Origin of the sequence: Paenibacillus sp. Soil750, assembly GCF_001428045.1 — a bacterium.
Lineage (GTDB): Bacteria > Bacillota > Bacilli > Paenibacillales > NBRC-103111 > Paenibacillus_E > Paenibacillus_E allorhizoplanae.
The window spans coordinates 505,825-528,087 of the sequence record NZ_LMSD01000034.1 but is presented as its reverse complement, the minus strand read 5'-3'; the positions used below and the strand labels follow the sequence as shown (position 1 = coordinate 528,087).

At 44.2% G+C, this 22,263-nt stretch carries 18 protein-coding genes and 1 riboswitch; of the genes, 4 read left to right on the top strand and 14 right to left on the bottom strand.

Annotated features, from left to right (window positions below; all coding sequences use genetic code 11):
- Positions 1 to 3: 3 nt before the first annotated feature.
- From ASL11_RS27025 to ASL11_RS27010, 4 genes are read right to left on the bottom strand one after another with little or no spacing between them, the layout of a single operon-like run.
- Positions 4 to 987, bottom strand: a complete 984-nt coding sequence (locus ASL11_RS27025; protein WP_056621680.1) for a glycoside hydrolase family 43 protein — start codon at positions 985 to 987, stop codon at positions 4 to 6.
- Positions 988 to 1,032: 45 nt separating this feature from the next.
- Positions 1,033 to 1,542: a GrpB family protein gene (locus tag ASL11_RS27020; protein ID WP_056621678.1), complete on the bottom strand. Its 510-nt coding sequence runs from the start codon at positions 1,540 to 1,542 to the stop codon at positions 1,033 to 1,035.
- Positions 1,543 to 1,584: 42 nt separating this feature from the next.
- The gene (locus ASL11_RS27015) at positions 1,585 to 2,379 is read right to left on the bottom strand and encodes a Nif3-like dinuclear metal center hexameric protein (RefSeq protein WP_056621676.1); all 795 of its coding nucleotides are present in this window, start codon (positions 2,377 to 2,379) and stop codon (positions 1,585 to 1,587) included.
- Positions 2,380 to 2,421: 42 nt separating this feature from the next.
- The gene (locus ASL11_RS27010) at positions 2,422 to 2,850 is read right to left on the bottom strand and encodes a GNAT family N-acetyltransferase (protein ID WP_056621674.1); all 429 of its coding nucleotides are present in this window, start codon (positions 2,848 to 2,850) and stop codon (positions 2,422 to 2,424) included.
- Positions 2,851 to 3,084: 234 nt separating this feature from the next.
- Between ASL11_RS27010 and ASL11_RS27005 the strand changes: the two genes are divergently transcribed.
- Complete coding sequence (locus ASL11_RS27005; protein WP_056621672.1) at positions 3,085 to 4,134, top strand: rod shape-determining protein; 1,050 nt, start codon at positions 3,085 to 3,087, stop codon at positions 4,132 to 4,134.
- Positions 4,135 to 4,181: 47 nt separating this feature from the next.
- On the opposite strand, the gene ASL11_RS27000 is transcribed toward ASL11_RS27005, so the two are convergent.
- The 6 genes from ASL11_RS27000 to icmF all read right to left on the bottom strand — a co-directional run bounded on the left by ASL11_RS27000 (position 4,182) and on the right by icmF (position 14,737).
- Positions 4,182 to 5,576, bottom strand: coding sequence for a sensor histidine kinase (locus ASL11_RS27000; protein WP_056621669.1), 1,395 nt, complete (start codon positions 5,574 to 5,576; stop codon positions 4,182 to 4,184).
- A gap of 224 nt (positions 5,577 to 5,800) precedes the next feature.
- The gene (locus ASL11_RS26995) at positions 5,801 to 6,748 is read right to left on the bottom strand and encodes a sensor domain-containing diguanylate cyclase (protein WP_056621666.1); all 948 of its coding nucleotides are present in this window, start codon (positions 6,746 to 6,748) and stop codon (positions 5,801 to 5,803) included.
- A 159-nt stretch (positions 6,749 to 6,907) separates the two neighbouring features.
- A complete protein-coding gene (locus tag ASL11_RS26990) occupies positions 6,908 to 8,596 on the bottom strand; it encodes a methyl-accepting chemotaxis protein (RefSeq protein WP_056621664.1) in 1,689 nt (562 codons plus the stop codon).
- Between the two features lie 68 nt (positions 8,597 to 8,664).
- Positions 8,665 to 8,762, bottom strand: a riboswitch (guanidine-I (ykkC/yxkD leader).
- Positions 8,763 to 8,890: 128 nt separating this feature from the next.
- Positions 8,891 to 9,790: a polysaccharide deacetylase family protein gene (locus ASL11_RS26985; RefSeq protein ID WP_056621660.1), complete on the bottom strand. Its 900-nt coding sequence runs from the start codon at positions 9,788 to 9,790 to the stop codon at positions 8,891 to 8,893.
- A gap of 811 nt (positions 9,791 to 10,601) precedes the next feature.
- The gene (locus ASL11_RS26980; protein WP_056621658.1) at positions 10,602 to 11,369 is read right to left on the bottom strand and encodes a sugar phosphate isomerase/epimerase family protein; all 768 of its coding nucleotides are present in this window, start codon (positions 11,367 to 11,369) and stop codon (positions 10,602 to 10,604) included.
- A gap of 89 nt (positions 11,370 to 11,458) precedes the next feature.
- Entirely contained in the window at positions 11,459 to 14,737 is a 3,279-nt protein-coding gene (icmF, locus tag ASL11_RS26975) for a fused isobutyryl-CoA mutase/GTPase IcmF (protein ID WP_056621657.1), read from the bottom strand.
- Between the two features lie 17 nt (positions 14,738 to 14,754).
- Between icmF and ASL11_RS36775 the strand changes: the two genes are divergently transcribed.
- From ASL11_RS36775 to ablA, 3 genes are all read left to right on the top strand, one after another.
- Complete coding sequence (locus ASL11_RS36775; protein ID WP_157257065.1) at positions 14,755 to 14,907, top strand: hypothetical protein; 153 nt, start codon at positions 14,755 to 14,757, stop codon at positions 14,905 to 14,907.
- A 5-nt stretch (positions 14,908 to 14,912) separates the two neighbouring features.
- A complete protein-coding gene (locus ASL11_RS26970; protein ID WP_056621655.1) occupies positions 14,913 to 16,352 on the top strand; it encodes a sigma-54 interaction domain-containing protein in 1,440 nt (479 codons plus the stop codon).
- 117 nt (positions 16,353 to 16,469) lie between these two features.
- Positions 16,470 to 17,867 (top strand): lysine 2,3-aminomutase, encoded by a 1,398-nt coding sequence (gene ablA, locus ASL11_RS26965; protein WP_056621653.1) that lies wholly within the window; start codon positions 16,470 to 16,472, stop codon positions 17,865 to 17,867.
- Positions 17,868 to 18,216: 349 nt separating this feature from the next.
- On the opposite strand, the gene ASL11_RS26960 is transcribed toward ablA, so the two are convergent.
- Genes ASL11_RS26960 through ASL11_RS26945 form a run of 4 tightly spaced genes read right to left on the bottom strand, consistent with a single transcriptional unit; the run spans position 18,217 to position 22,253 of the window.
- Positions 18,217 to 19,506 carry a peptidase gene (locus tag ASL11_RS26960; protein WP_056621651.1) on the bottom strand — a complete coding sequence of 430 codons (1,290 nt, stop codon included), beginning with the start codon at positions 19,504 to 19,506 and terminating at the stop codon, positions 18,217 to 18,219.
- Between the two features lie 34 nt (positions 19,507 to 19,540).
- The gene (locus ASL11_RS26955) at positions 19,541 to 20,203 is read right to left on the bottom strand and encodes a 3-oxoacid CoA-transferase subunit B (RefSeq protein ID WP_056621649.1); all 663 of its coding nucleotides are present in this window, start codon (positions 20,201 to 20,203) and stop codon (positions 19,541 to 19,543) included.
- Positions 20,170 to 20,901, bottom strand: a complete 732-nt coding sequence (locus ASL11_RS26950; protein ID WP_056621647.1) for a CoA transferase subunit A — start codon at positions 20,899 to 20,901, stop codon at positions 20,170 to 20,172. Before ASL11_RS26950 ends, ASL11_RS26955 begins: the two co-directional genes overlap by 34 nt.
- Complete coding sequence (locus ASL11_RS26945) at positions 20,901 to 22,253, bottom strand: aspartate aminotransferase family protein (protein ID WP_056621644.1); 1,353 nt, start codon at positions 22,251 to 22,253, stop codon at positions 20,901 to 20,903. The genes ASL11_RS26950 and ASL11_RS26945 overlap by 1 nt, the downstream gene beginning before the upstream one ends.
- Positions 22,254 to 22,263: the final 10 nt, after the last annotated feature.

The following is a 22,263-nucleotide window of genomic DNA, read 5'->3' as shown; positions in this document are numbered from 1 at the left end:
GTATTAATCTAATTGGCGAACCACTTTGAAGCTATCTCCTGTGTCTTCCATTTCGAACACTTTGCACCTTGATTTAGGCATTTGAAAAGGTTGATGAAGGATCAGCATCCAGATCCCTTCAAATGTCTGGAACATCATCCCGTGACCACTGTCTTCCTTCACAAGTGGAGGAAGCTGTTCCCATGGACCTTGCAAATTACCGGTAATCGACCGGGCGATGGTTTGCACATAACTGCCTGCCTGATAACTGGACCAAAGCATAATCAACTGACCACCTGAAGTTCGATACAATTGGCAACCGTCCGTGACATACACACGAATGTCGCCTACGGGGAGTGCCTCTTCGTTATCCCAAAGCGCTTCCGAGCCGTTGAACAAATGAATCGGTTCACCAGCTGCTTCAGATAAATCATCCTTCAACCGCACAGCTTCAATCGTACCATCAATGGTTTGAATCCACTCATGACAGTATACCATCCAAGGTATTTCATCTTCATCCACATATAAAGTTCCGTCTAGTGTCATCATCGTTTCTGGAAGAACAGGGGATTCTTCATTCAACAATTGAAAAGGCCCTTCCAGTACATCACTAACGGCTATTACTGACCCTCTCCAATGCTTGGAATACCCTTGAATCGGTTCCCCATCTAATTGTCTGTCATTATTATGTAAGGTGACGAACAGATAGAAGCGCCCCTTGTACGCATGCACTTCTGGTGCCCAAGCGCCATGCTGCGGGTGAGCCCAACATCCTTCAGGAACGGTGAACACGATATAAGGTCCTTCCCATTCGGTTAAATTCCTGCTTTTATACATAAGGACACCATAACCTTTCATTCCATGTAACTTTGGTGACCCTCCCGTGTACAAATAATAGACGCCATTATCCTTATCGGCGAAAACGAAAGGATCGTGTGCAGGAATGTCGGACAGTTGGAGCCCTTTTTGTGGATTATTTACATCACAAGCTAAATTGTATACAGGCATATGAAATCAACTCCTTTATAAGGTGTGATCATGTAAGGATATGCACTACACTTTTTGGGCCAACTCCATCATAGATTGAATGAATGGTGCTTTCATTTGCGTATACGTCGCTCTATCTTCAACATATATGGAAGCAAGATGCTTTTTGAGCTCGGCATAAGCTGCTGCTTGCTCAGGATGACTTCTTAGATAATTCCTGAATAGAAGGTTATTTCGCCATTCATCACTACTTTGTTCATAAACATGAAGGTGATGCGTGCCCTTCTTCCGCTCCCCTTTACGAAAAAACCTACGATTGGGAAATTCTAATTTGGGAACATATTCATAGCCTATTGCACTTAATGGTTCAATAAACATATCAGCATCGTCGAGATTATTCACACTTACAGCGATATCTAGGATCGGTTTGGAAGGCATCCCCATGATTGAGGTGCTTCCGATATGCTCGATTTGAATGGCATTGCTTGGTAACACTCGTGATATCTTCTTTTTCTCACTCTCGAACTCTTGGATCCAATCTGAATTATAAGCTTCGATGACAACTTCTTGTACCACTTGCACCCCCCTTTCCTTTTCGAAACAAAGACTTCGCTCTGCTTATAATACTTGAAAAATCGGTCTTTCTTTCACATAGTGAACAGGAATCTCTGGATATATGCTTCTTAGTTTATTTGCCAGAAATTCCATACCCGGCTCTTCACTCTCCGCATGACCAAGCACGATTAATGCCTTTTGTCTTCCTTGATAGACAGCATCCCTAACGTACTCAGGCGTTTCCCATTCAGGACCTTCCCCATAAATAACTAGATCCAGTTGCTCTTTTTCAAATAGCGGTAGCGCATTCTGACCACCACCACGATAACCTGCGAGCAAACCAATCTTCGAACACGCCTGCTCACGATCACCATGTGCTCTTACAAATGTAATTCCAAGCCTTTTCTTCACATGCTCTGCGATATTATTTACAGATTCCGTGGGAATTTGCACGATAGAGTATGCAGGATGATGCTCTTGTACGTAAGGCATCCAATCGAGAGTCTGAACCAACCCTTCTATGACACCATCTGGTGTATAGCGGTGCAAGTAATCGTGGAATCGAAATAACGCAATACCCGATGATTCCAGAAGTCGTCGCTTATTCTCATAGACAGGATCGTCTTTTAGTTTGGACGTATCATCATGGTGCGAAAAAAAGGGTGCTTCGTGTGCAATAATAAGATTCGCTCCCAGGCTAATCGCTTGATCAATAACAAATTGTGTCGGCATGAAGGCGGTCACAATACCGGTCACCTCGGTGTCAGGATGACCGAACTTCAGGGTATCGACAGTTTGCTCAAGCCTTGCGACCGGTGAGATCAACGCATCGATAATCGTTTGTATGTTTACACGCATCGTTTGTCCCTCCACTCATTCATGTATGAAGTGCTTATTCATTTATAAATATTTTTTAAATCCCTTGCTAATTGAGCCGTTGTAGCCTTCCTTTTCAAAGAACATGTGAGCTCTTTCACGCTTTGCGTTACTAAGCAGCATTATTTTATGGCAGTCTATGGATATACAGTACGCTTCAACATGTTGTAAAAGTGCGCTACCAATATGCTTACAACGATGATTTTCGTGAACAATGACATTTTCAACCAAGCCATATGGTCTTAAGCCATGTAAAGCTTGAAGACATATGTTTAATGTGAGGGTTCCTAAAAGTTCTCCTTCTTCCTCGTAAACGAATAAAAAATTCGTAGGGTCCATTCTAATTTTTACGATTTGTTCTTCAAGCACACTCATTTTCTTGCTATTCGGAACTAACATTCGATAGAGTCCGAATAGTTGATCTCGATCTGTTTTTTCTGCTTCACGAATCAAATGGATCAGACGCTCCTTTTATCCTCCATGTCGAATCATATTTCTCGTTGTTTGCATACAATCACCTTAAGTTGAATGATCACCTTTAAGTGGGATTAGTTAACTATTCGTTGTCTTATAAATATTTCCTTTGTCATCAGCCCCCTTAAATCGACAACTGAACAAGAATACTATACAGACGTGAATGCCACCTCCCCACCAAGCCTGATTATAATTCAAAGGAGGAAACAAGTAATGTTCAAACAGTTCGATAAGTTATTTGGGATAGATTTAGGTACTTCCAACACCGTTATTTTCGAAAAGGGTAAAGGTATTGTGCTTAATGAACCCTCCGTCGTCGCATTCGATCACCATACAGGTGAATTAATAGCTGCAGGATCCGAAGCGCAAGCGATGATTGGACGAGCGCCTGCGCATGTGGATATCACGTATCCTTTAATACATGGTGTCATCGCTAATTTTGACAAGACCAGCACGATGCTGAACTATTTTATAAAAAAAATTCAAGGTAGACCTTCTTTTCTTCGTAGTTCGCAAATTTACATTACGGTGCCGTGTGGCATTACGAACGTGCAGAAACGAGCGATTGAAGAAACCATCGTTCATCGGGGTGCCAAAAAAGCGATTGCAGTCGAAGAACCTATCGCAGCGGCGCTTGGCGCTGGACTTATGCTCGACGAACCCATCGGTCATCTAGTCCTCGATATTGGTGGCGGAACCTGTCAAGTAGCCGTATTGTCACTTGGTGGCATCGTTGCCAGTCATACGATCAACCGAGGTGGCCTTTCGATCGATCGCGATATTATGGATTATGTGAAACGTCAATATAACATGGAAATCGGTGAACGAACCGCGGAGCTTATTAAAATGCAAATCGGAACTGCCACCCTTTCAGCGGAAGAACGCTCTATTGAGATCCGTGGACGTGATTTGGTTCATGGATTACCTCGCTCTATCCGCTTGGTCTCAAGTGAAATCTTTACGGTGGTTAATGAATTCTTGGATGCCTTGATTGAGGCGATCAGGGCAACGTTAGAGCTTTGTCCACCAGAACTTGCAGGCGATGTCATGGAACAAGGCATCTTGCTATGTGGAGGCGGTGCATTGCTTGAGGGAATCGATGAACGTATTCGTGCGGAAACTGGGGTTGCGGTACATATCGCGGAACATCCACTCGAATGCACGGCGCTAGGAACAGGATTAATGCTTGGCGTGTACAGAACGAAAAGCAAACCACTCATGCAGCAAGACTCGACTCAGGAACAAATCGCAGTTAGTCAATAAAAAAAGCTTAGTCTGCGAGGCGATGTCCCTCAGACTAAGCTTTTTGGTTATACGGACCAGAGTGGCATGATCACCTTCAGTTCCGTACCTTCTGCCGTACTATTTACGATTTCAATATAACCGCCATGTGAGTTAATAATGCGTTGCGAAATCGACAATCCCAAACCCATACCAGTTTTTTTGGTTGTATGGAATGGTGTGAAAATGTGATCCCATTCATCTGGATGAATACCAGAGCCAGTGTCTGTTAATAGGATATGAATCTCATTGTTCTTCGTATAGTAGTCAATCTTGAGAACTTTACGAGCTGATTTCTCCATGGCATCAATACTATTATTGATTAAATTGATGAAAACTTGTCTGACTTTATCTCGATCTATCGAAACGATGATATTTTTATGCGAATTGAATTCAATGTTTACGTTCTTTTCTTTCGTATGTATGGAAGTCAAGGCAATGGATTCGTTAAGAACATCCAGAATATCAGCTTCCTCCGTTTGAATTTTGCCACTTTTGATAAAATGATTATAGTTCGTAAGGATACTGTTCATATGGTCGCCAGCAATGCCAATATGATTAATCATTCCTTTGGTGCTGCCATCCAACTCCTCATTGCGTGATAAGAGGTCGGAATAGCCTTTCACAACCGTAAGCGGATTATTAATTTCATGAATGAGTCCAGAAGTCGATATTTCAATTTGTTCTTCTTTCTCTTTCCTTTTCAAAATTTGAGAGGCGTCTCTTATCATTCTTGTACTCATATGAACAAAAATAAAGAAAATGATGATAGAAAACAACATGACGGCAATTTGGCTTGAATAAATGAAAGTCCCTGCTTGTAAATTCAATACGCCGATCATATACGTTAAAAGAAAAGTAAGACTAAATAAAGTAAGGAAATTTCTCACATATTTATCTGTTACTTTTCTACTTGCAACTAACGTTAATAGAATGCTTACTACTAATAATTTAATGTGGTTAACAAATAGGCTGCCCCATGCGCCATAAATGGGGTACAAGACAGTATCCTGATTACCGATGCCTTGAATCGACTTTAACCCTAGTACACCAAGATCTGTCCAATTGATGATATAAATAAAAACAGACCATAAAACATACGTGCTAAGCGTATACTTATTTATGAGTAGATTCATCCATTTCGCTTCATCTTTTGATAGATGTTTTAGTGAAATATAGCCAACATACAAAAATGCTGGAGGCAGCATAATCGAACCAATTCGCAGGAGCTGGAACAAAAATAAGATCGAATCCGTTTTTATGACGTCGTTGCTATATAACACACTGACATCTAATTGCCATACACTCATGAAAAACATGAAAAGTACCATGGCATTAGTTAGTTTCGTTTTAAATAACATTTTGCACGACATACCTAAAAATAGAGGTACCAAGGACATAGCAGCCATTAGAATAAAATTCATAAATGAACCTACTTTCAATATCACAATTGTTTGATAATTTCCGCATACGCCAAAGTTGTTATTGCGATATCTAGCACATTCCTGAAAAAAAGACCTACAACCATCGGTGGTTGTAAGCCAGTTGTTAGGACTCCGTGAATTATAGCATATATCTCACATCTCATGGAATAGGAGTTATTACACATATTTATGGAAAATGAATGCTGAACTGTGTGGCTTTCCTTTTAAAAAAATTGATATCCGTTCTTTCCATTTGCTTTAGCCCGGTACAAGGCATTATCCGCATTTTTAAGTAATACTTTTAACAGATTGTTTTCACCTGCCGGATAAAGCACAATGCCAATGCTAACTGATAAATTGAACGCTTCTAACTGGGTATCCCACGTTGATAACCGTGAAAGCAAAAAATCAGCTAGTTTACTAATTTCTTCACGGCTCGTGAGATCAACCAGATTAATAACGAATTCGTCTCCCCCTAATCTAACCGCAAAACCTTGAAGCAGCTGTACGAAATTCTCGAGTCTTAATGCGACTTCCCTCAATACTAAATCCCCAGTTTCGTGTCCGTACAAGTCATTTATCTTCTTAAAACCATCCAAATCAAGAAATAACAAAGCGCCTCCAGTCGTGGAGCTTTCTTCGAAATATTTATAAAGAAACTGCCGATTATAGAGTCCCGTTAACGAATCCCTGTAGGCAAGTCGTTCCAAATCTAAGTAATAGGAGAATAACTTAGCTATTCTTTGGAGCATGGTTATGCTCTTTTTGCTGATTTTTTTGACATTTGTATGAACGGCACACAAGGTCCCAAATGTGTCTCCATTTGAAAGAATAATTGGAATCCCTAGATAAGAATTAATATTAGCGGCAACAAGCGCTTGCCTTAAATCATCTAACTTCGCTTCTCTACTCATATCTTCAAAAACTAAAGGGGCATTATTCTCAAAATCAATTCGGTTACAAACCGTTTCATTAATCTCAATAACCATACCTTCATTTATACCGATATTTACGTTAGTTTCGGAAAGTTTTAATATGATTTGTTGTTTTCTGGTAAAAGAAGTCAAATAAATTAAACGATCAGGCATCGTTTCTTTGGCCATCTCTAGAATATCTTTCGCAAGTTCATCAAAGTTTTTATAAAATTGCAATTCATTTAGTGCTATTAGCATCGTAATCACACTCCAAAAATTTGAATTTAAGCACTTATCCGATATTTCCTTGTATTCAACAATAAAAGACTTTACACCTGCTTGTAACAATCTTGCCTTACAATCTGATATGCAATAAAAAACGAGCCAACGCAATATGCGTTAACTCGTATTCTTCAATTAAATGTGAAAACGTTGAATCTGGATATGCAATTCATTTGCTACCTGTGTTAGTGTTGCCGCATGTTCTGTTGCGGTTTCTACCGTTTCTAATTGTTTTTGCACCATATTGGATACAAACTTCGTGTCTCTGCCAGTATGCTTACTAATTTCAGCTGCCTCGCTGAATGATGCATAGATTTGCTCTGAGCCCGCGGCCATCTGTTGTGAAACGCCGGATACTTCTAGTGTATTTTGAAAGATTAGTTGGATATCATTACGTATTTTCTCAAACATTTCCCCCGCATGCTCCATGCTCGCCAGGCCCGTACTAACCTCTACCCCTCCTTGATCCATTGCAACATCTGCCTCCGATAAGTCCGCTTGAATTTGCCCAATCAGCTGTGTGATATGTTCAGCCGATTGTGTGCTCTGACTAGCAAGCTTCCTAACCTCGTCAGCTACAACCGCGAAGCCTCTACCGTGCTCGCCAGCATGGGCAGCTTCTATAGCTGCATTAAGTGCCAAAAGGTTCGTCTGATCGGCTACCTCACGCATCCATTCAATCACCTGATAGATGGCTTGTGATTTCGCGTTCACTTTCTTCACAGCTTGATTCGCGTGCTGTACCGAATCCGTAAGTGCATACATACCAGCTACCGCAGATGCAATGGACTTGCTCCCCATCGTTGCTAGTGAAACAGATTGTTCCGATTGCATGGCCATCGTCGACATATGATCAGCTACTCGTTGGATGTCTGCGGCTATTTCCCCCATGGCAAACGAGCTCTCTTCGATCCCTTTGGCTTGCGAATTCGCCCCTTCCGCCATATCCACGGCTTTCTGATCAATATCACGGGTAATCTTTGACGTTTGTTCTGAAGACGAGACTAGATACTTTGTTGCTTGGTTAACTCTGTCGGCTGATTCCCTCACTTGATGAATGAGTCCTTGAATCATATCCATCATCATATTAAAAGATTGAGCTAACTGGGCAATTTCATCTTGGCCTTGGATTTGAATGCGTTCACGTAAATCGCCTGAACTTCCAGACAGCTCATCCAGCTTCGATTTCACTCGGTTCATCCGAGAAAGGATATGCCTCGTTACCCACAATGCGATAAGCACAGCAATTATTATCGAACATGCAAGCACCACCAGTGCAATTGCGGATCGTTGCTTCACGAGTGTTGCATTTTGAAAGGAACGTTCCTCGATATGCTGCTCCTGCAAGTGTTGAAATCGGTTTAATAATACAGCAAAGTGTACTCGAAGTTCTGCATAATCACCTGCAAAAATGCGCAACGTCTGCGCTTTGTCGCTAGCAGCGAGTTCCATCATTTTGGTTTCCAACTCAACCAATTTCACATTACCTGCATCCAAATCACGGAAGATCTGTTTCTCTTCTTCTGACTGAAGGAGGCTTACCGTTTCCTTGATATGGTTATCGATTTGTATGGCATAATTGTCATAAGTTTCACTTTCTGATTTGTTTCCAGGATCTATAATAATCCCTCTAACCGAATCCGTTAACCGGATATCTTCGTATCGTATTTGATTAGCCAAGTTTAGTAAATGAACGTCATCATGCGCAAATCGTTCAAATGAGGAAGACGTCTGACGAAGTGACGCATATAGAATGGAAAGCGAAATTAAAAATAATCCAACAATAACTCCAAATCCTAACAAAAGCTTTCTTCTAATCGTCATCTGAACCCCTCCAATAAATCACTTTATCCAAAGATAAAATAAAAGCCCGAAAGGTATCAGAATCGATAACCTCCCGGGCTTTTATCCCTCCGTGAACACAGCGCGCTGTGTGTTTTCTCTCGGACCTGACCGGCAAATAGGCCGCGGAACCCTAGAAAACTTTTAATATGTTAGATAATATAACATAAATTTCGACATTATCAAACAAAAAGTTTATCGAATAATATTCACGTTACGTATTCTTACATTATCCCGAGTTTTTTACCAATTATCTTTATTTTCTCTGAATACAGACTATTTCTGATCGTACATTTGCATCTTTTTAAGTAAAATATCAGAAGAGACATAGGGCATTCCTGCACTTATGCGTGAAATTTCCTCACTGCTCCCTGTATTAATGTCTTCCTTCGTTGTAAAAAACAAAGAAAATCCAAGCAGTTTCGCTTCCTCAACCACAGACTTATTGTATTCCCCTAGTGGGAAACAAAGGAAAGAGAACTGATTGTGAAGCTTTGTCTTCAGAAACAACTCTCCCAATAACAAATCTTCTCTCACACGCTGCTTCCTCTCTTCTTCCGTCTCCGATCTTTTCTCTATAGGCAACCAGATTCGATTCGACAGTGGAGGTACTAGGTTACCAGACTCATCTCGTCTTTTCTGATGCAGATCATAAGTATGTGAGTAAAAGCTAAATCCATCGCGTCTCATTTCAATGATTTGACTCCAGGTCAGAAAGGGCAAAGATGGATTTTCGGAATCTACATCGCTCAGGATAAGGAAATTCGTCGCCGGATAGCCCATCTGCTTCAGTAAAGGATAAGCTTTCTCATAAAATGATCGGTAGCCATCGTCAAACGTTATCACCACGGCATTCGGAGGTAATGTGGTCCGATGCGCATGGAAACAAGCATAGTCCTCGATAGAAACAACATTATAGTGCTTATCTTTAAGAGCCTGTAGGTGCTGTTTAAATTTGGCCGGAGTAATTGTGATGAAAGACTCCTGATCATCGAGATGATGATAGGTTAGAAATAATGCCTTATTTTTATAATGGATGGAAGTGGCATCTGTGTTGACGGTTGAAGAAGTACTCATTTTAGAAGCCGAACAATAGGAATCCAATGGATTTGCTTGATGTCCTGTCTGTGTCCAACCCCCTGTGAGAAGAAGCATAAGCATGAAGTATACAGGCAATTGCGATCAACCTCCCTAACAACTCCTGAACTATCCCTACAATATACTCACGGAGAGAACAGTTAGAACGGTGAGGTACCACCACGGATCACATTAGCATTTGACCGAAAGCAGCTTTAGTTCGACTTTGCCGCCTTAAAACGGGATTTACTTGGAAAATAGGACCAATATTCCGAATATGCCGAACTATTTCCCCTTTTTCAGTGTGCGAGAGATGATAGTGTCGATTTAGTTGTGCAAATTCCGACTATTGAAGATTTATAGTAGCGTACAGTATGATTAATTCGGCTAATTCGGACTATTCGGTGCTGGTTAGTAGTCAGACTGGAATTGATCGAGATTATCGGTTGAGACTAGATAGAATTGACTACATTTATGCGAGGCAGAGGCTTTGCAACCCTGTAACTCGATTTTTTCGAGTTACGGGTGCGCGACACCGCACTTGTGGCTCTGTAACTCGATTTTTTCGAGTTATGGGTGCGCAGCACCGCACTTTCGGCTCTGTAACTCGATTTTTTCGAGTTACAGGTGTGCCGCACCGCACTTGCGACTCTGTAACTCGATTTTTTCGAGTTATGGGTGCGCAGCACCGCACTTACGGCTCTGTAACTCGATTTTTTCGAGTTACAGATGTGCGGCACCACACTTACGGCTCTGTAACTCGATTTTTTCGAGTTACGGATGCGCGGCACCGCACTTGCGACTCTGTAACTCGATTTTTTCGAGTTACGGGTGCGCGGCACCGCCTCTCAAACGCAAAAAAAGAGCCAAGCGCACACATGCGCCTAGCTCCTTTGTCATTCAAGCCAATCTACCCCTTCAATCCTAAGCGAGCAAGATTAGCGAAACTAATCTCCAAGCTTTCGAACGGATTACGTCCGTAGCAGTCGTCCTGCTCGACCGCAGCCCACTCCACACCAATGTCTTCGCAGGCTTGAATAATGCCTTTGAAATTCATGTTGCCTTCACCGATTTCGGCGAAACGCTGTTTCCGATCTGGCGTTATGCACATATCCTTGAAATGAACGACTTTCATTCGTCCGTCAACCTTGCGAATCCACTCGATAGGATCGGCACCACCAGCTTGCACCCAATAAACATCCAACTCAAAATCTACGGCTTCAGGATCAGACTCGTCAAATAAAATCTCCATACCTGTTTTTCCATCATATTTAGCAAATTCGAAATCATGATTATGATAAATGAACTGTAATCCAGCACTTTTCAATTGTCTGCCAAAATCGGAAGCTTGCTTGGCAAAGGTTGCATAACCTTGGCTCGTTTCACGGAATTCTGGCGGAAGCCCACCTAATCCAACATACTTGCAATCCCAGGCCAAATGTTTCTCAATGACAGAATCCATATCGTTTAACAAATCGTTATACCCGATGTGCGTAGCACAAATGCTCAAGCCTTCTTGATCCGTAAGCGCTTTAAATTCATGAATACCAATAGGACCAACACCTGAAGCTTGCACGGAGTTATACCCCAGTTGCTTCACTTTCTTCAAGCTGTCGCTAATGTCCTGTGGGGTTTGCAGAAAGTTACGAACAGTATACAATTGCGTGGCGATTCTCATTCATCTCACTCCATTCAATATATTTGGCTCTTTACATATATATCATGGAATGGACGGATGAGCTATATAAATCTATTAACTTTTTCCATTTACATATTTCTGCGATACTGCCCACCTACTTCATATAAGGCATTTGTGATTTGCCCGAGCGATGCTACTTTAACCGTTTCCATGAGTTCTTCGAACAGGTTCCCGTTATTGCGGGCTGTCTGCTTTAAACGTTCAAGAGCCGCAGGACATGCCACCTTGTGCTGTTCATGAAAGGCTTGCAGCCCAGCAATTTGAGTTTCTTTCTCCTCAAAGGTCGAACGTGCCAGCTCGATATCAGCGGCAGGCTGATGATCACTCGGCTTAATAAACGTATTCACACCGATAATCGGCAGCTCTCCTGCATGCTTTTTATGTTCATACAAAAGAGATTCTTCTTGGATCTTTCCACGTTGATATTGCGTTTCCATTGCCCCTAACACACCACCGCGTTCATGAATTCGCTCGAATTCAGCTAATACAGCTTCTTCCACAAGATCCGTTAAATCATCGATGATAAAAGCACCTTGCAGTGGATTCTCATTCTTCGTCAAGCCCAATTCCTTGTTAATGATCAATTGAATCGCCATCGCCCTGCGTACGGAATTTTCTGTTGGTGTCGTAATCGCTTCATCATAGGCGTTCGTGTGTAAGGAATTGCAATTATCATAGATCGCCATGAGTGCCTGCAGGCTGGTACGAATATCATTGAAGTCCATCTCCTGGGCATGTAAAGAACGGCCTGAAGTTTGAATATGATACTTTAACTTCTGACTTCGCTCATTGCCGCCATATTGATTTCGAATGACCGTTGACCAGATGCGACGCGCAACTCTACCCATGACGGTATACTCGGGATCGAGTCCATTGCTGAAAAAATAAGATAAATTCGGAGCAAAATCGTCGACATGCATACCGCGACTCAAGTAATATTCCAGAAACGTGAAACCATTGGCTAATGTAAAAGCTAACTGCGTAATAGGGTTTGCCCCCGCTTCCGCAATATGATAACCGCTAATACTGACGGAATAATAGTTTCGCACCTGATGATCAATGAAATATTGCTGCATATCACCCATCATTTTCAACGCAAATTCCGTTGAGAATATGCAAGTGTTCTGTCCTTGATCCTCCTTCAAAATATCCGCTTGAACGGTTCCCCGAACAGTTTGCAGCGTCCATGCTTTCATTTGCGCATACTCTTCATCTGTAGGTTGATTACCTATGTTTTGGACAAATTTCTCCACTTGTTGCTGAATGGCGGTGTTCATGAACATGGCCAAGATCATCGGTGCAGGTCCGTTAATGGTCATGGAAACGCTTGTAGATGAATGACATAAATCGAATCCAGCATAAAGCTTATTCATATCCGTTAATGTGCACACATTTACTCCGCTGTTCCCAATCTTTCCATAAATATCGGGTCGATAGTCGGGATCATGGCCGTACAAGGTGACACTGTCAAATGCCGTCGACAATCGTTTCGCTTCCTCATTTTGACATAAATAGTGGAATCGTCGGTTAGTCCGCTCTGGTGTTCCTTCTCCGGCAAATTGTCGCTTCGGCTCTTCATTCGTTCGTTTAAAAGGAAACACACCAGCCGTGTAAGGGAAGTAGCCTGGCAAATTTTCTTTCAGCAGCCATTGAAGGATCTCTCCTTCATCCTCGTATCTCGGCAAACTGATCTTGGGTATCTTACTCCCAGACAGCGATTCCGTATATAGAGCAGATCTCATCTCTCGATCGCGTACGCGAGTGACGAGTTCATCTTGTGTGTAGGCTTCACGAATTGTTGGCCATTCTTGTAGCAGCTTGAGACATGTTGGGTGAAGATTCGTCTGATAATGCACGATCATGTCATCGATTTTGCCTATCATCGCATCTGTTTCTTCCTTGGAATTAAACAAATTAGGATGCTCGGACAGCATCAGCGCTTTCGTACACCGAAGGTGATACAGCTTACGCGCGATCCCGACCTGCTCCGTTGTAAATCGCTTATACCGTCGGATTGTTTGTACAATGTCCCCGAGGTAACCGATACGGTTGGACGGTATGATCACATTCTTGGTTGTTACCGGTTGCAAATTCTCCTGCTCATCAATTGGCCAATCTCCACCTGTTTTGCCCAAAACGAGCTTCATGACCTCCTTAAATAGAACATTTGTTCCAATATCATTAAATTGACTGGCGATCGTGCCAAATACAGGCATTTCCTGAATAGGTGTATCAAATAAGCCATGACTTCTTTGGAATTGTTTTCGCACATCACGCAAAGCGTCCTCCGAGCCACGTCGATCGAACTTATTGATGACGACCATATCGGCGTAATCGAGCATATCTATTTTCTCCAGCTGAGTTGCTGCGCCAAATTCACTTGTCATTACATATATCGCCACATCACATAGCTTTACAATCGCAGAGTCGCCTTGTCCAATCCCACTTGTCTCCACAATCACCAACTGATAGCCAGCAGCTTGAACCACTTGTATGGCTTCCTTGGTGGCAAGACTCAGTTCAGACTTCGCACCCCGTGTCGCTAAGCTGCGCATATACACGTTAGGGCTGTTGATAGCATTCATACGGATCCGATCTCCGAGAAGTGCACCGCCTGTTTTCATTTTGGAAGGGTCGATTGAAATAATTGCGATGCTTCTATCTGGATATTGGGCGAGAAATCTCCTGACCAGCTCATCCGTCAGCGTACTCTTCCCTGCGCCTCCTGTTCCCGTGATGCCAAGCACCGGCGCCCGAGAAGATTGTTTATTCGCTAAAATAGGTACTACTTGCTCCCACTGTCCACTTCCAGCGACTTCTTCAGCTGAAGTTATCACGCTTGCTACCAAGCTCCAATGGTTTTCATTTGAAATGTGTAGGTCATCTATGTCATGTGGAAGCTTCCTTGGTGTTGGGTAGTCAACTTCTCGAATCATGTGATTGATCATGCCTTGTAAACCAAGTTCGCGTCCATCGTCGGGTGAAAAGATTTTGGCAATACCATATTGGTGTAATTGATGGATCTCGGAAGGAACGATGACACCTCCTCCGCCAGCGAATATCTTAATGTGCCCAACACCTTTTTGCTGGAGAAGGTCATACATGTACGTCAAATATTCAATATGTCCCCCTTGATACGTGCTTATTGCAATGCCTTGCACATCTTCTTGGATGGCGGCATGGACGACTTCCTGGGCGGATCGATTGTGACCCAGATGGATCACTTCAACCCCCGATGCTTGCAAAATCCTTCGTATGATATGAATAGTCGCATCATGTCCATCAAACAAAGCTGCCGCCGTAACAAATCGTACTGGATTCTTGGGCCGATAGACTTGTGTGTTCACAGGAAACCCACCTTTATATGATAGTCGTCGTAGAAGCATCCAAGCGTTGTTATCGCGTTTCACTCGATTTCTATGCAGATGAGCCGCAAATCATGTCCGCGTCATGTTCCAATGCCTACAATCATAAGCTATTAATTGAACCACTGAACCATACTTCGCGAGGCGGGTGAACCCAATGTCCGAACAGAACGATCATGGATCTAAATATTTTGAGCAGATGCTGACGATCATTGATGTCGGTGTTCACCTGATTGATAACAAGGGAATCACGATTTTTTATAACGAGAAGATGGCTGAAACGGATGGATTAAAAAGAGAACAGGTTGTGGGAAAAAACTTCTTCGAACTCTTCCCTTCCCTTACAAACGAAACGAGTACTTTCATGAAAGTACTGCAAACCGGGATTGAAATCCGCGAAAAAATTCAAACATACGTGAATGTGACGGGGAAAAGGATCACAACCATTAATAGTACCTATCCCCTATTGGAAAATGGTGAAATCATCGGAGCTTTAGAAGTTGCCAAAGATATCACGAGTATCGTTCATCTGCATGATCAAATTCTGGATCTCAGGCATCAAATCTATGAATCCCCATCCAAGGATAAAAAAAATGCGAGCGCTGCTCGGTACCATTTCAGTGATTTAATTGGAAAAAGTGAAACCTTCTTGCAAACTATCGCCTTTGCCAAGAAGGCATCGCGCACGAGCTCGCCCGTTCTGATATCAGGCCCCACTGGCACGGGAAAGGAATTGTTTGCCCAGAGCATTCACAATGCTGGAGCTCGTCGGAACCGACTGTTCATTGCTCAGAATTGTGCGGCAGTGCCTAACGAGCTGATGGAAGGGATTATGTTCGGAACTGCGAGAGGCGCGTTTACTGGCGCGATTGATCGTGCAGGATTATTCGAGCAAGCTAACGGCGGAACGCTTTTTCTAGATGAATTAAATAGCTTAGATTTATTTCTGCAAGCCAAATTATTACGAGTCCTACAAGACGGCATCGTTCGTCGCGTCGGAGGTACGCATGAGCAGCAAGTTGACGTTCGCATTATTACCGCCATGAATATCGATCCGAAAGAAGCCTTAAGCAAAGGTTTGCTTAGAAGCGATCTGTATTACCGGCTCAATGTCGTGAATTTGCACCTACCTCCTCTCGTACAAAGAAAAGACGATATCCCCCTTCTCACTTCCCATTTTATTGACAAATTTAATCACCTATTCGGCATGAAAATAAATGGCATATCCCCTACAGCTCTGGTGACCTTAGAGAACTACTATTGGCCAGGCAACATACGTGAATTAAGTCATGCGATCGAATCCACCTATAATATGATGGAGCTGGAGTGTGAAAGGATTGAAGATCATCATCTGCCCGCGTATCTCTTGGGACCTACACGAACAACAGTGCATCGATCCAGTCCGCGGAGTGACAACATAGCAGATTTCTCGACCAGTAGGTTAACCGACAAAGTGAAGCAAATGGAAAAGGAAACGATCACGGATGCGTTAGCTTTTCACCAATACAACATCACGCTGACCGCTCAGGCGCTTGGGATCAAGCGTCAGGCTTTACAGTATAAGCTAAACCGCTACGGCATCGTTAGAAAGCCTTAACATCCTAGGATGAGCACGACTCCGAGAGGAGTCTTTTTCTTTTTTTTATAAAAAGTGAATGTTGGCATCCTTCTTGCATCTTACTAATCGTGAGAAGACATCCATGCTGGAGGTGCAATGATGGAACGACGTGACTGGAAGCAAGTTGAGCTATGGAAACATGTGACAGATGAGCAATGGAATGATTGGCTGTGGCAGCTGACACATACCATTCGAACATTAGATGATCTGAAGAAGGTCGTGAATTTAACTCCCGAGGAAGAGGAAGGCGTTCGCATTTCAACGCAAACAATTCCTTTAAATATTACGCCTTACTATGCCTCCCTGATGAATCCCGATGACCCGCGATGCCCGATTCGAATGCAATCTGTTCCCATTTCCGCTGAATTATTGAAAACCAAGTACGATCTTGAAGATCCTCTTTTCGAAGATGAAGATTCCCCTACCCCTGGATTAACACATCGATACCCGGATAGAGTGCTGTTCTTGGTAACGAATCAATGCTCCATGTACTGCAGATACTGCACGCGCCGCCGTTTCTCTGGTCAGGTGGGTATGGGCGTTCCGAAAAAGCAGTTGGATGATGCGATTGCTTATATTCGAAATACCCCGGAAGTGCGGGACGTACTGCTGTCTGGTGGAGATGGCTTATTAATTAACGACAATATTTTGGAGTATATTCTGAAAAATTTGCGAGCGATCCCCCACGTGGAAATTATTCGGATCGGTACTAGGGCTCCTGTTGTTTTCCCGCAGCGGATTACAGAGCATCTGTGCAATATTATCCGCAAATATCACCCCGTATGGTTAAATACGCACTTTAATCATCCTCTGGAAATAACGGAAGAAGCGAAAAAGTCCTGCGAAATGCTTGCGAACGCTGGTGTTCCACTTGGCAATCAATCCGTCATTCTCGCGGGCATCAACGATAGCACCTATATCATGAAGAAGCTCATGCATGATCTGGTGAAAATTCGTGTGCGTCCCTACTACATTTATCAGTGCGATTTATCCGAGGGCATCGGTCATTTTCGTGCACCAGTGTCCAAGGGACTTGAGATTATCGAATCTCTTCGCGGTCACACCTCGGGGTATGCGGTGCCTACCTTCGTCGTTGACGCACCTGGCGGTGGTGGGAAAATCGCACTTCAACCCAACTATCTCATCTCACAAAGTCAGGATAAAGTAATTCTGCGCAATTACGAAGGCGTTATCGTGGGGTATCCCGAGCCGAAAAATTATATACCAGGCCGTGCAGATGAATATTTCAACGAAATATATGGCATCCAAAAGCAGCCGGAAAGCACCGGCATAATTGCCCTCATGAAAGATGAAAAATTCAACTTAGTGCCAGAAAATTTGCGCCGAATTGGTAGACGGAAGACGTATCAGGAAACACCAGATCACCTGTCGCTGAAGGATAAACGGCCGATGCGGGATGAGATGAAGGACAAATTGATGAAGGCTCAGCAGAAAGAAAAAAAAGGGAGTTCAAGTGAGTTGACGATTGAATAATCGAAATTTCGGTAGCTCTACAGAACAGGCAAATGATGAATAACTGGATTTTCTGCAGCTAATTTGAAGAAAATGTCCATTTCGAGGCAGATAACTGGATTTCCTGCAGGTAATTCAGCGATAACTCCCCAGAATACCTCAACTCAGCTGAAATAACTGGAGGTTTTCCAGCTAACCTCGGATTTGGCGGAATCGGGTTGAAATTAGCTGTATGTTTTCCAGTTATTGTGTCTGAGTGCACAAGGCGCACCTGCTAGGAGCGGGTGAAAACATCTATATATACAAAAAAGCACCTAATAGAGGTGCTTTTTTTGCTGCCAAACCTCCTGCGCCCTCAAACGCAACATCCCTATGCCTCCGTCTCAGCCAAACCACACCACTGAATGATGGTCAAGGCGATAATCTCTGCAGCCTCAAACACACGTTCCAGCTCAATGTGCTCATTCGGATAATGGGCAACTTGTGTAATCCCTGGACCGAAAACGATACAAGGAGTATCACCAACTTGGGTGAGTAATCCGCCGTCCGTCCCCCAAGGGGAGGCTTCGATCACGGGTTCTTCCTGTTTAACCGCACGAAATTGCTCCATAAGCACCTGCATGAAATCATGTTCGGGATCAACGTTGCCTGGGACCCATTGCGCGCCGAACCACTCCACACTTGGCGGGTGGGCTTCGAACCACGGGTCTTTCTCGCTCAGCCTCGCCATCCACTGACGCATTTCCTCCTTGGCGCTATCAATCGTCTCCACCGGAGCGACGCCTATGCGCCCCTCCAACTTAACCGTATCGGAAACAGACGATGGCCAATTACCTCCCTGAATAACGCCGATATTAATGGGGATCGGAATCGGATTATTGGCATACAACGGATCTGTGATCCGTGCATTTCGTTCCACCTCAAGTTCCCTAATATGCTGAATGACAGCAATGCTTTTCTCAATCGCGCTAACACCTTCATACCGAGTTCCACCATGAGCCGAACGCCCTTTCACCTCAATACGGAACCACATGGAGCCTTGCTGCTTCGGGAAAATACGCATATTCGTAGGCTCGGGTATGAGCGCCGCATCGGCCGTATAACCTTTTACAATGGCAGCTAAAGTCCCCGCTCCTCCACTTTCTTCTTCAATGACACTTTGGAAAATAACATCGCCTTTCAACTTAATCCCGAGACTCTGAACAGCCTCGATCGCCATGAGCAAAGAGACATTCCCTCCTTTCATATCCGTTGCCCCGCGACCATACAGCATCCCGTCCACCACATGACCGCTAAATGGATCATCATGCCATTGTGCTCGATTTCCTTCTGGCACGACATCCATGTGACCATTTAGTAAGAGAGAACGTCCGCCTCCGACACCTTTCAAAACACCAACCACATTCGGACTCCCTGTAAACTCGTTTCTTGGGGAACAAAAATACGGATGTGTCGCCAGTGCCACACCATCTGGTTCCCATAGATCAACGTCGAGCGATAGCTCCAGCAATTTGTCGGCGATGAGGAATTGAGCCCTCTGCTCATTTCCTTGTGTGCTGGGCATTCTTACCAGATTTCGAAGAAAATCTGTGCCTTCCTCACGATGAAGATTTATCCATTCATGAATTTGCTTTTGCAACTCTACACGCTTATTAGGCAAAGGAATTCCCTCCTTCAAGCCTTTCTCTGACAGATTACGGGATGTATAGAACGGTTTCAGGAATAAGCAAGGCAGCTTCCGTATGTCGAACAACCTCTTCTACCGTATAGGGCAGCATGACTTCTTTTAAAATCAACCCTTGCTCCGAAACTTCCATGACAGCCATTTCCGTTATGATCAATTTCACACAGGCCACTGCAGTTAGGGGCAAGTCGCATTGTTTTTTAACCTTAGACTCCCCATTTCGGTTGACATGGTTCATGAGAACGATGACTTTTTTGGCTTTTTGCGCAAGCTCCATCGCTCCTCCGATTCCCGCCACCCGTTTCCCAGGTACGATCCAATTCGCGAGATCCCCTCGTTCACTCACCTCTAGTGCCCCAAGGATCGTAATATCGATACATCCTCTTCGTATCATGGCAAAAGCAATCGCACTATCACAGTAGGAAGCGCCAGGATGAATCGTGATTGGGTATCCGCCTGCGTTGCACAGGAAAGCATCTTCCTCCCCTGGAAGTGACGCACCACCAGCGCTCAATATCCCATTCTCTGCATGAAAAACGACATGAATATCTTCAGGCACATAATCCGCAACCTTCGTCGGAATACCAATCCCTAAATTGACGGCCATGCCGTTCTTCAATTCTTGAGCAGCCCGCTTTGCTATTCGGTCGCGGGTTTCTTTTCCCATACCCATTCCCAAGTCACCCCTCTGCTCAAGATCACCATATCCACGAAAATACCTGGCGTGACTATACTTTCAGGGTCCAGTTCACCGAGTGGTACAATTTCATCCACTTCCGCGATTGTGATTTGACCAGCCATGGCAACGAGCGGATTCAGATTTCTACCGCTTTTATCGTAGATGAGATTCCCGTATGGATCGGCTTTTCTCGCATGCACGATGGCAACATCTGCCGTCAAAGCCGGTTCCACCAGATACGTTTTCTCGTCGATAGACACGATATTCTTTCCCTGCTCCATGATCGTTCCGACGCCGACATCCACCAAGATCCCGCCTAGCCCAACACCACCGGCCCGAATTTTTTCACATAGTGTTCCTTGCGGGTAAAAAACGACTTCCATGGTACCTTGCTCCATCATTTGACCAGCGTTAGGATTAGAACCGATATGGGAAGCGATGACTTTCTTCACACGTCCTGCCGTAACTAAACGTCCGATGCCGATGTGGGGAAATCCCGTATCATTGCCAATAATGGTTAAGTCCCTGGCACCCTTTTGAAGGATGCCCTCGACTAATGTAGGCGGCGTTCCAATCCCTCCGAACCCACCGAACATCAACGTACACCCACTCGATATCGATTGAAGCGCTTCTTCCAAACTTCTCACTTTGCCTTCGCCTTCGTTCACACGAGTAGCCTCTCTTGGCACCATCATATCTCCTCCAATGTGGATGGGGTAAGCTCTCCCATGACTTCCCGAATGGATTCAGCCAATATCCGCACAAGTTGGTCCATTTCCTCTTCAGAGATGATCAAAGGCGGTGCAATGATAATCGCATCCCCTTCCCCGTCTATCGCACCAGCAGCAGGGTATACAAGCAACCCTTTCTGAAAGGCATTCTCGATGATCCGAGACGTAACACCTAATCCAGGTGCAAATGGTTGCTTGTTCGTCCGATCCGCAACAAATTCGATAGCCAGAAGCAGCCCCTTGCCTCTCACATCACCGATGATCTCGATTCCATCAGCCAATAGGCGCAGCGCGTTCAATAAATAACGGCCTTTATTTGCTGCTGCGCTGACTAATTGATGTTTGTCGATATACGTAAGTACCGCCAACGATACCGCCGCCGATTGCGGATTGGCGCTGTACGTATGACCAGACATGATACTTTTGGTGCCCTTCAGAATAGGCTCCATCACATGATCTTTGACAAGCGTCGCTGCCATCGGTGTATAGCCAGCGCTCATCCCTTTGCCCAATGCCATGAGATCAGGTTCAACCTCATCGTGCTCCATACCGAACATCGCTCCCGTTCGAGCAATGCCTGTCATGACCTCATCGGCAATGAATAAAATGTCGAACTGCTCGCAAATGGCTTTGATCCTCTTGTAGTAGCCTTCTGGCGGAACAATGGCTCCCCCTGCAGCTCCAATGATCGGCTCCGCGATGAACGCGGCGATATGTTCTGCTCCGATCCGCTTGATCGCCGTTGCCAAATCGTCAGCACATGCTAATTGGCAATTCCCTACGGTTTTACCCAATGGACAGCGGTAGCAATAAGGCGGCATGACTACCGGGAAATCCTCTAATAAGGGGATGAATCTCCTTCTTCTCAGAACGTGACCCGACATCGAAAGTGCACCTAGCGTGATACCGTGATAGCTCATTCGCCTAGAAATCACTTTATTTTTACCAGGTCTCCCTTTCTCCTGCCAGTGTTGGATGGCAATCTTCATCGCCGTCTCCGTGGCTTCTGATCCGCTGTTCACAAAGAAGGTCCAGTAATCGTTGCCAGGTGCTAGATCACTTAACTTTTCTGCTAATTGCTCAGCAGGCTCACTTGTAAACTGTGAACGGTAGACGAAGGACACTTTGTTCGCTTGCTCCATCATCGCATCGATGATTTCTTGCACCCCGTGCCCTAGGCCAGCTGTCACGGCTCCGGAGCAGCCGTCGATATAGGCTTTTCCTTGCTCATCGTAGAGATATACACCCTTCCCATATTGAATCGTGGGATAATGGTGATCCAAAACTGGCTTGATGACATGCTCCCGCTTCATAAGGCACCCC

Bases quoted from the DNA above. Each gene is read 5' to 3' on its own strand.
- ASL11_RS26990 (WP_056621664.1), bottom strand. From the start codon at position 8,596: ATGACGATTAGAAGAAAGCTTTTGTTAGGATTTGGAGTTATTGTTGGA.
- ASL11_RS26970 (WP_056621655.1), top strand. From the start codon at position 14,913: ATGTCCGAACAGAACGATCATGGATCTAAATATTTTGAGCAGATGCTG.
- ablA (WP_056621653.1), top strand. From the start codon at position 16,470: ATGATGGAACGACGTGACTGGAAGCAAGTTGAGCTATGGAAACATGTG.
- ASL11_RS27015 (WP_056621676.1), bottom strand. From the start codon at position 2,379: ATGCGTGTAAACATACAAACGATTATCGATGCGTTGATCTCACCGGTC.
- ASL11_RS26955 (WP_056621649.1), bottom strand. From the start codon at position 20,203: ATGGGTATGGGAAAAGAAACCCGCGACCGAATAGCAAAGCGGGCTGCT.
- ASL11_RS27000 (WP_056621669.1), bottom strand. From the start codon at position 5,576: ATGAATTTTATTCTAATGGCTGCTATGTCCTTGGTACCTCTATTTTTA.
- ASL11_RS27025 (WP_056621680.1), bottom strand. From the start codon at position 987: ATGCCTGTATACAATTTAGCTTGTGATGTAAATAATCCACAAAAAGGG.
- ASL11_RS26980 (WP_056621658.1), bottom strand. From the start codon at position 11,369: ATGAGAATCGCCACGCAATTGTATACTGTTCGTAACTTTCTGCAAACC.
- ASL11_RS27005 (WP_056621672.1), top strand. From the start codon at position 3,085: ATGTTCAAACAGTTCGATAAGTTATTTGGGATAGATTTAGGTACTTCC.
- ASL11_RS36775 (WP_157257065.1), top strand. From the start codon at position 14,755: ATGATAGTCGTCGTAGAAGCATCCAAGCGTTGTTATCGCGTTTCACTC.
- ASL11_RS26995 (WP_056621666.1), bottom strand. From the start codon at position 6,748: ATGCTAATAGCACTAAATGAATTGCAATTTTATAAAAACTTTGATGAA.
- ASL11_RS26950 (WP_056621647.1), bottom strand. From the start codon at position 20,901: ATGGTGCCAAGAGAGGCTACTCGTGTGAACGAAGGCGAAGGCAAAGTG.
- ASL11_RS26945 (WP_056621644.1), bottom strand. From the start codon at position 22,253: ATGAAGCGGGAGCATGTCATCAAGCCAGTTTTGGATCACCATTATCCC.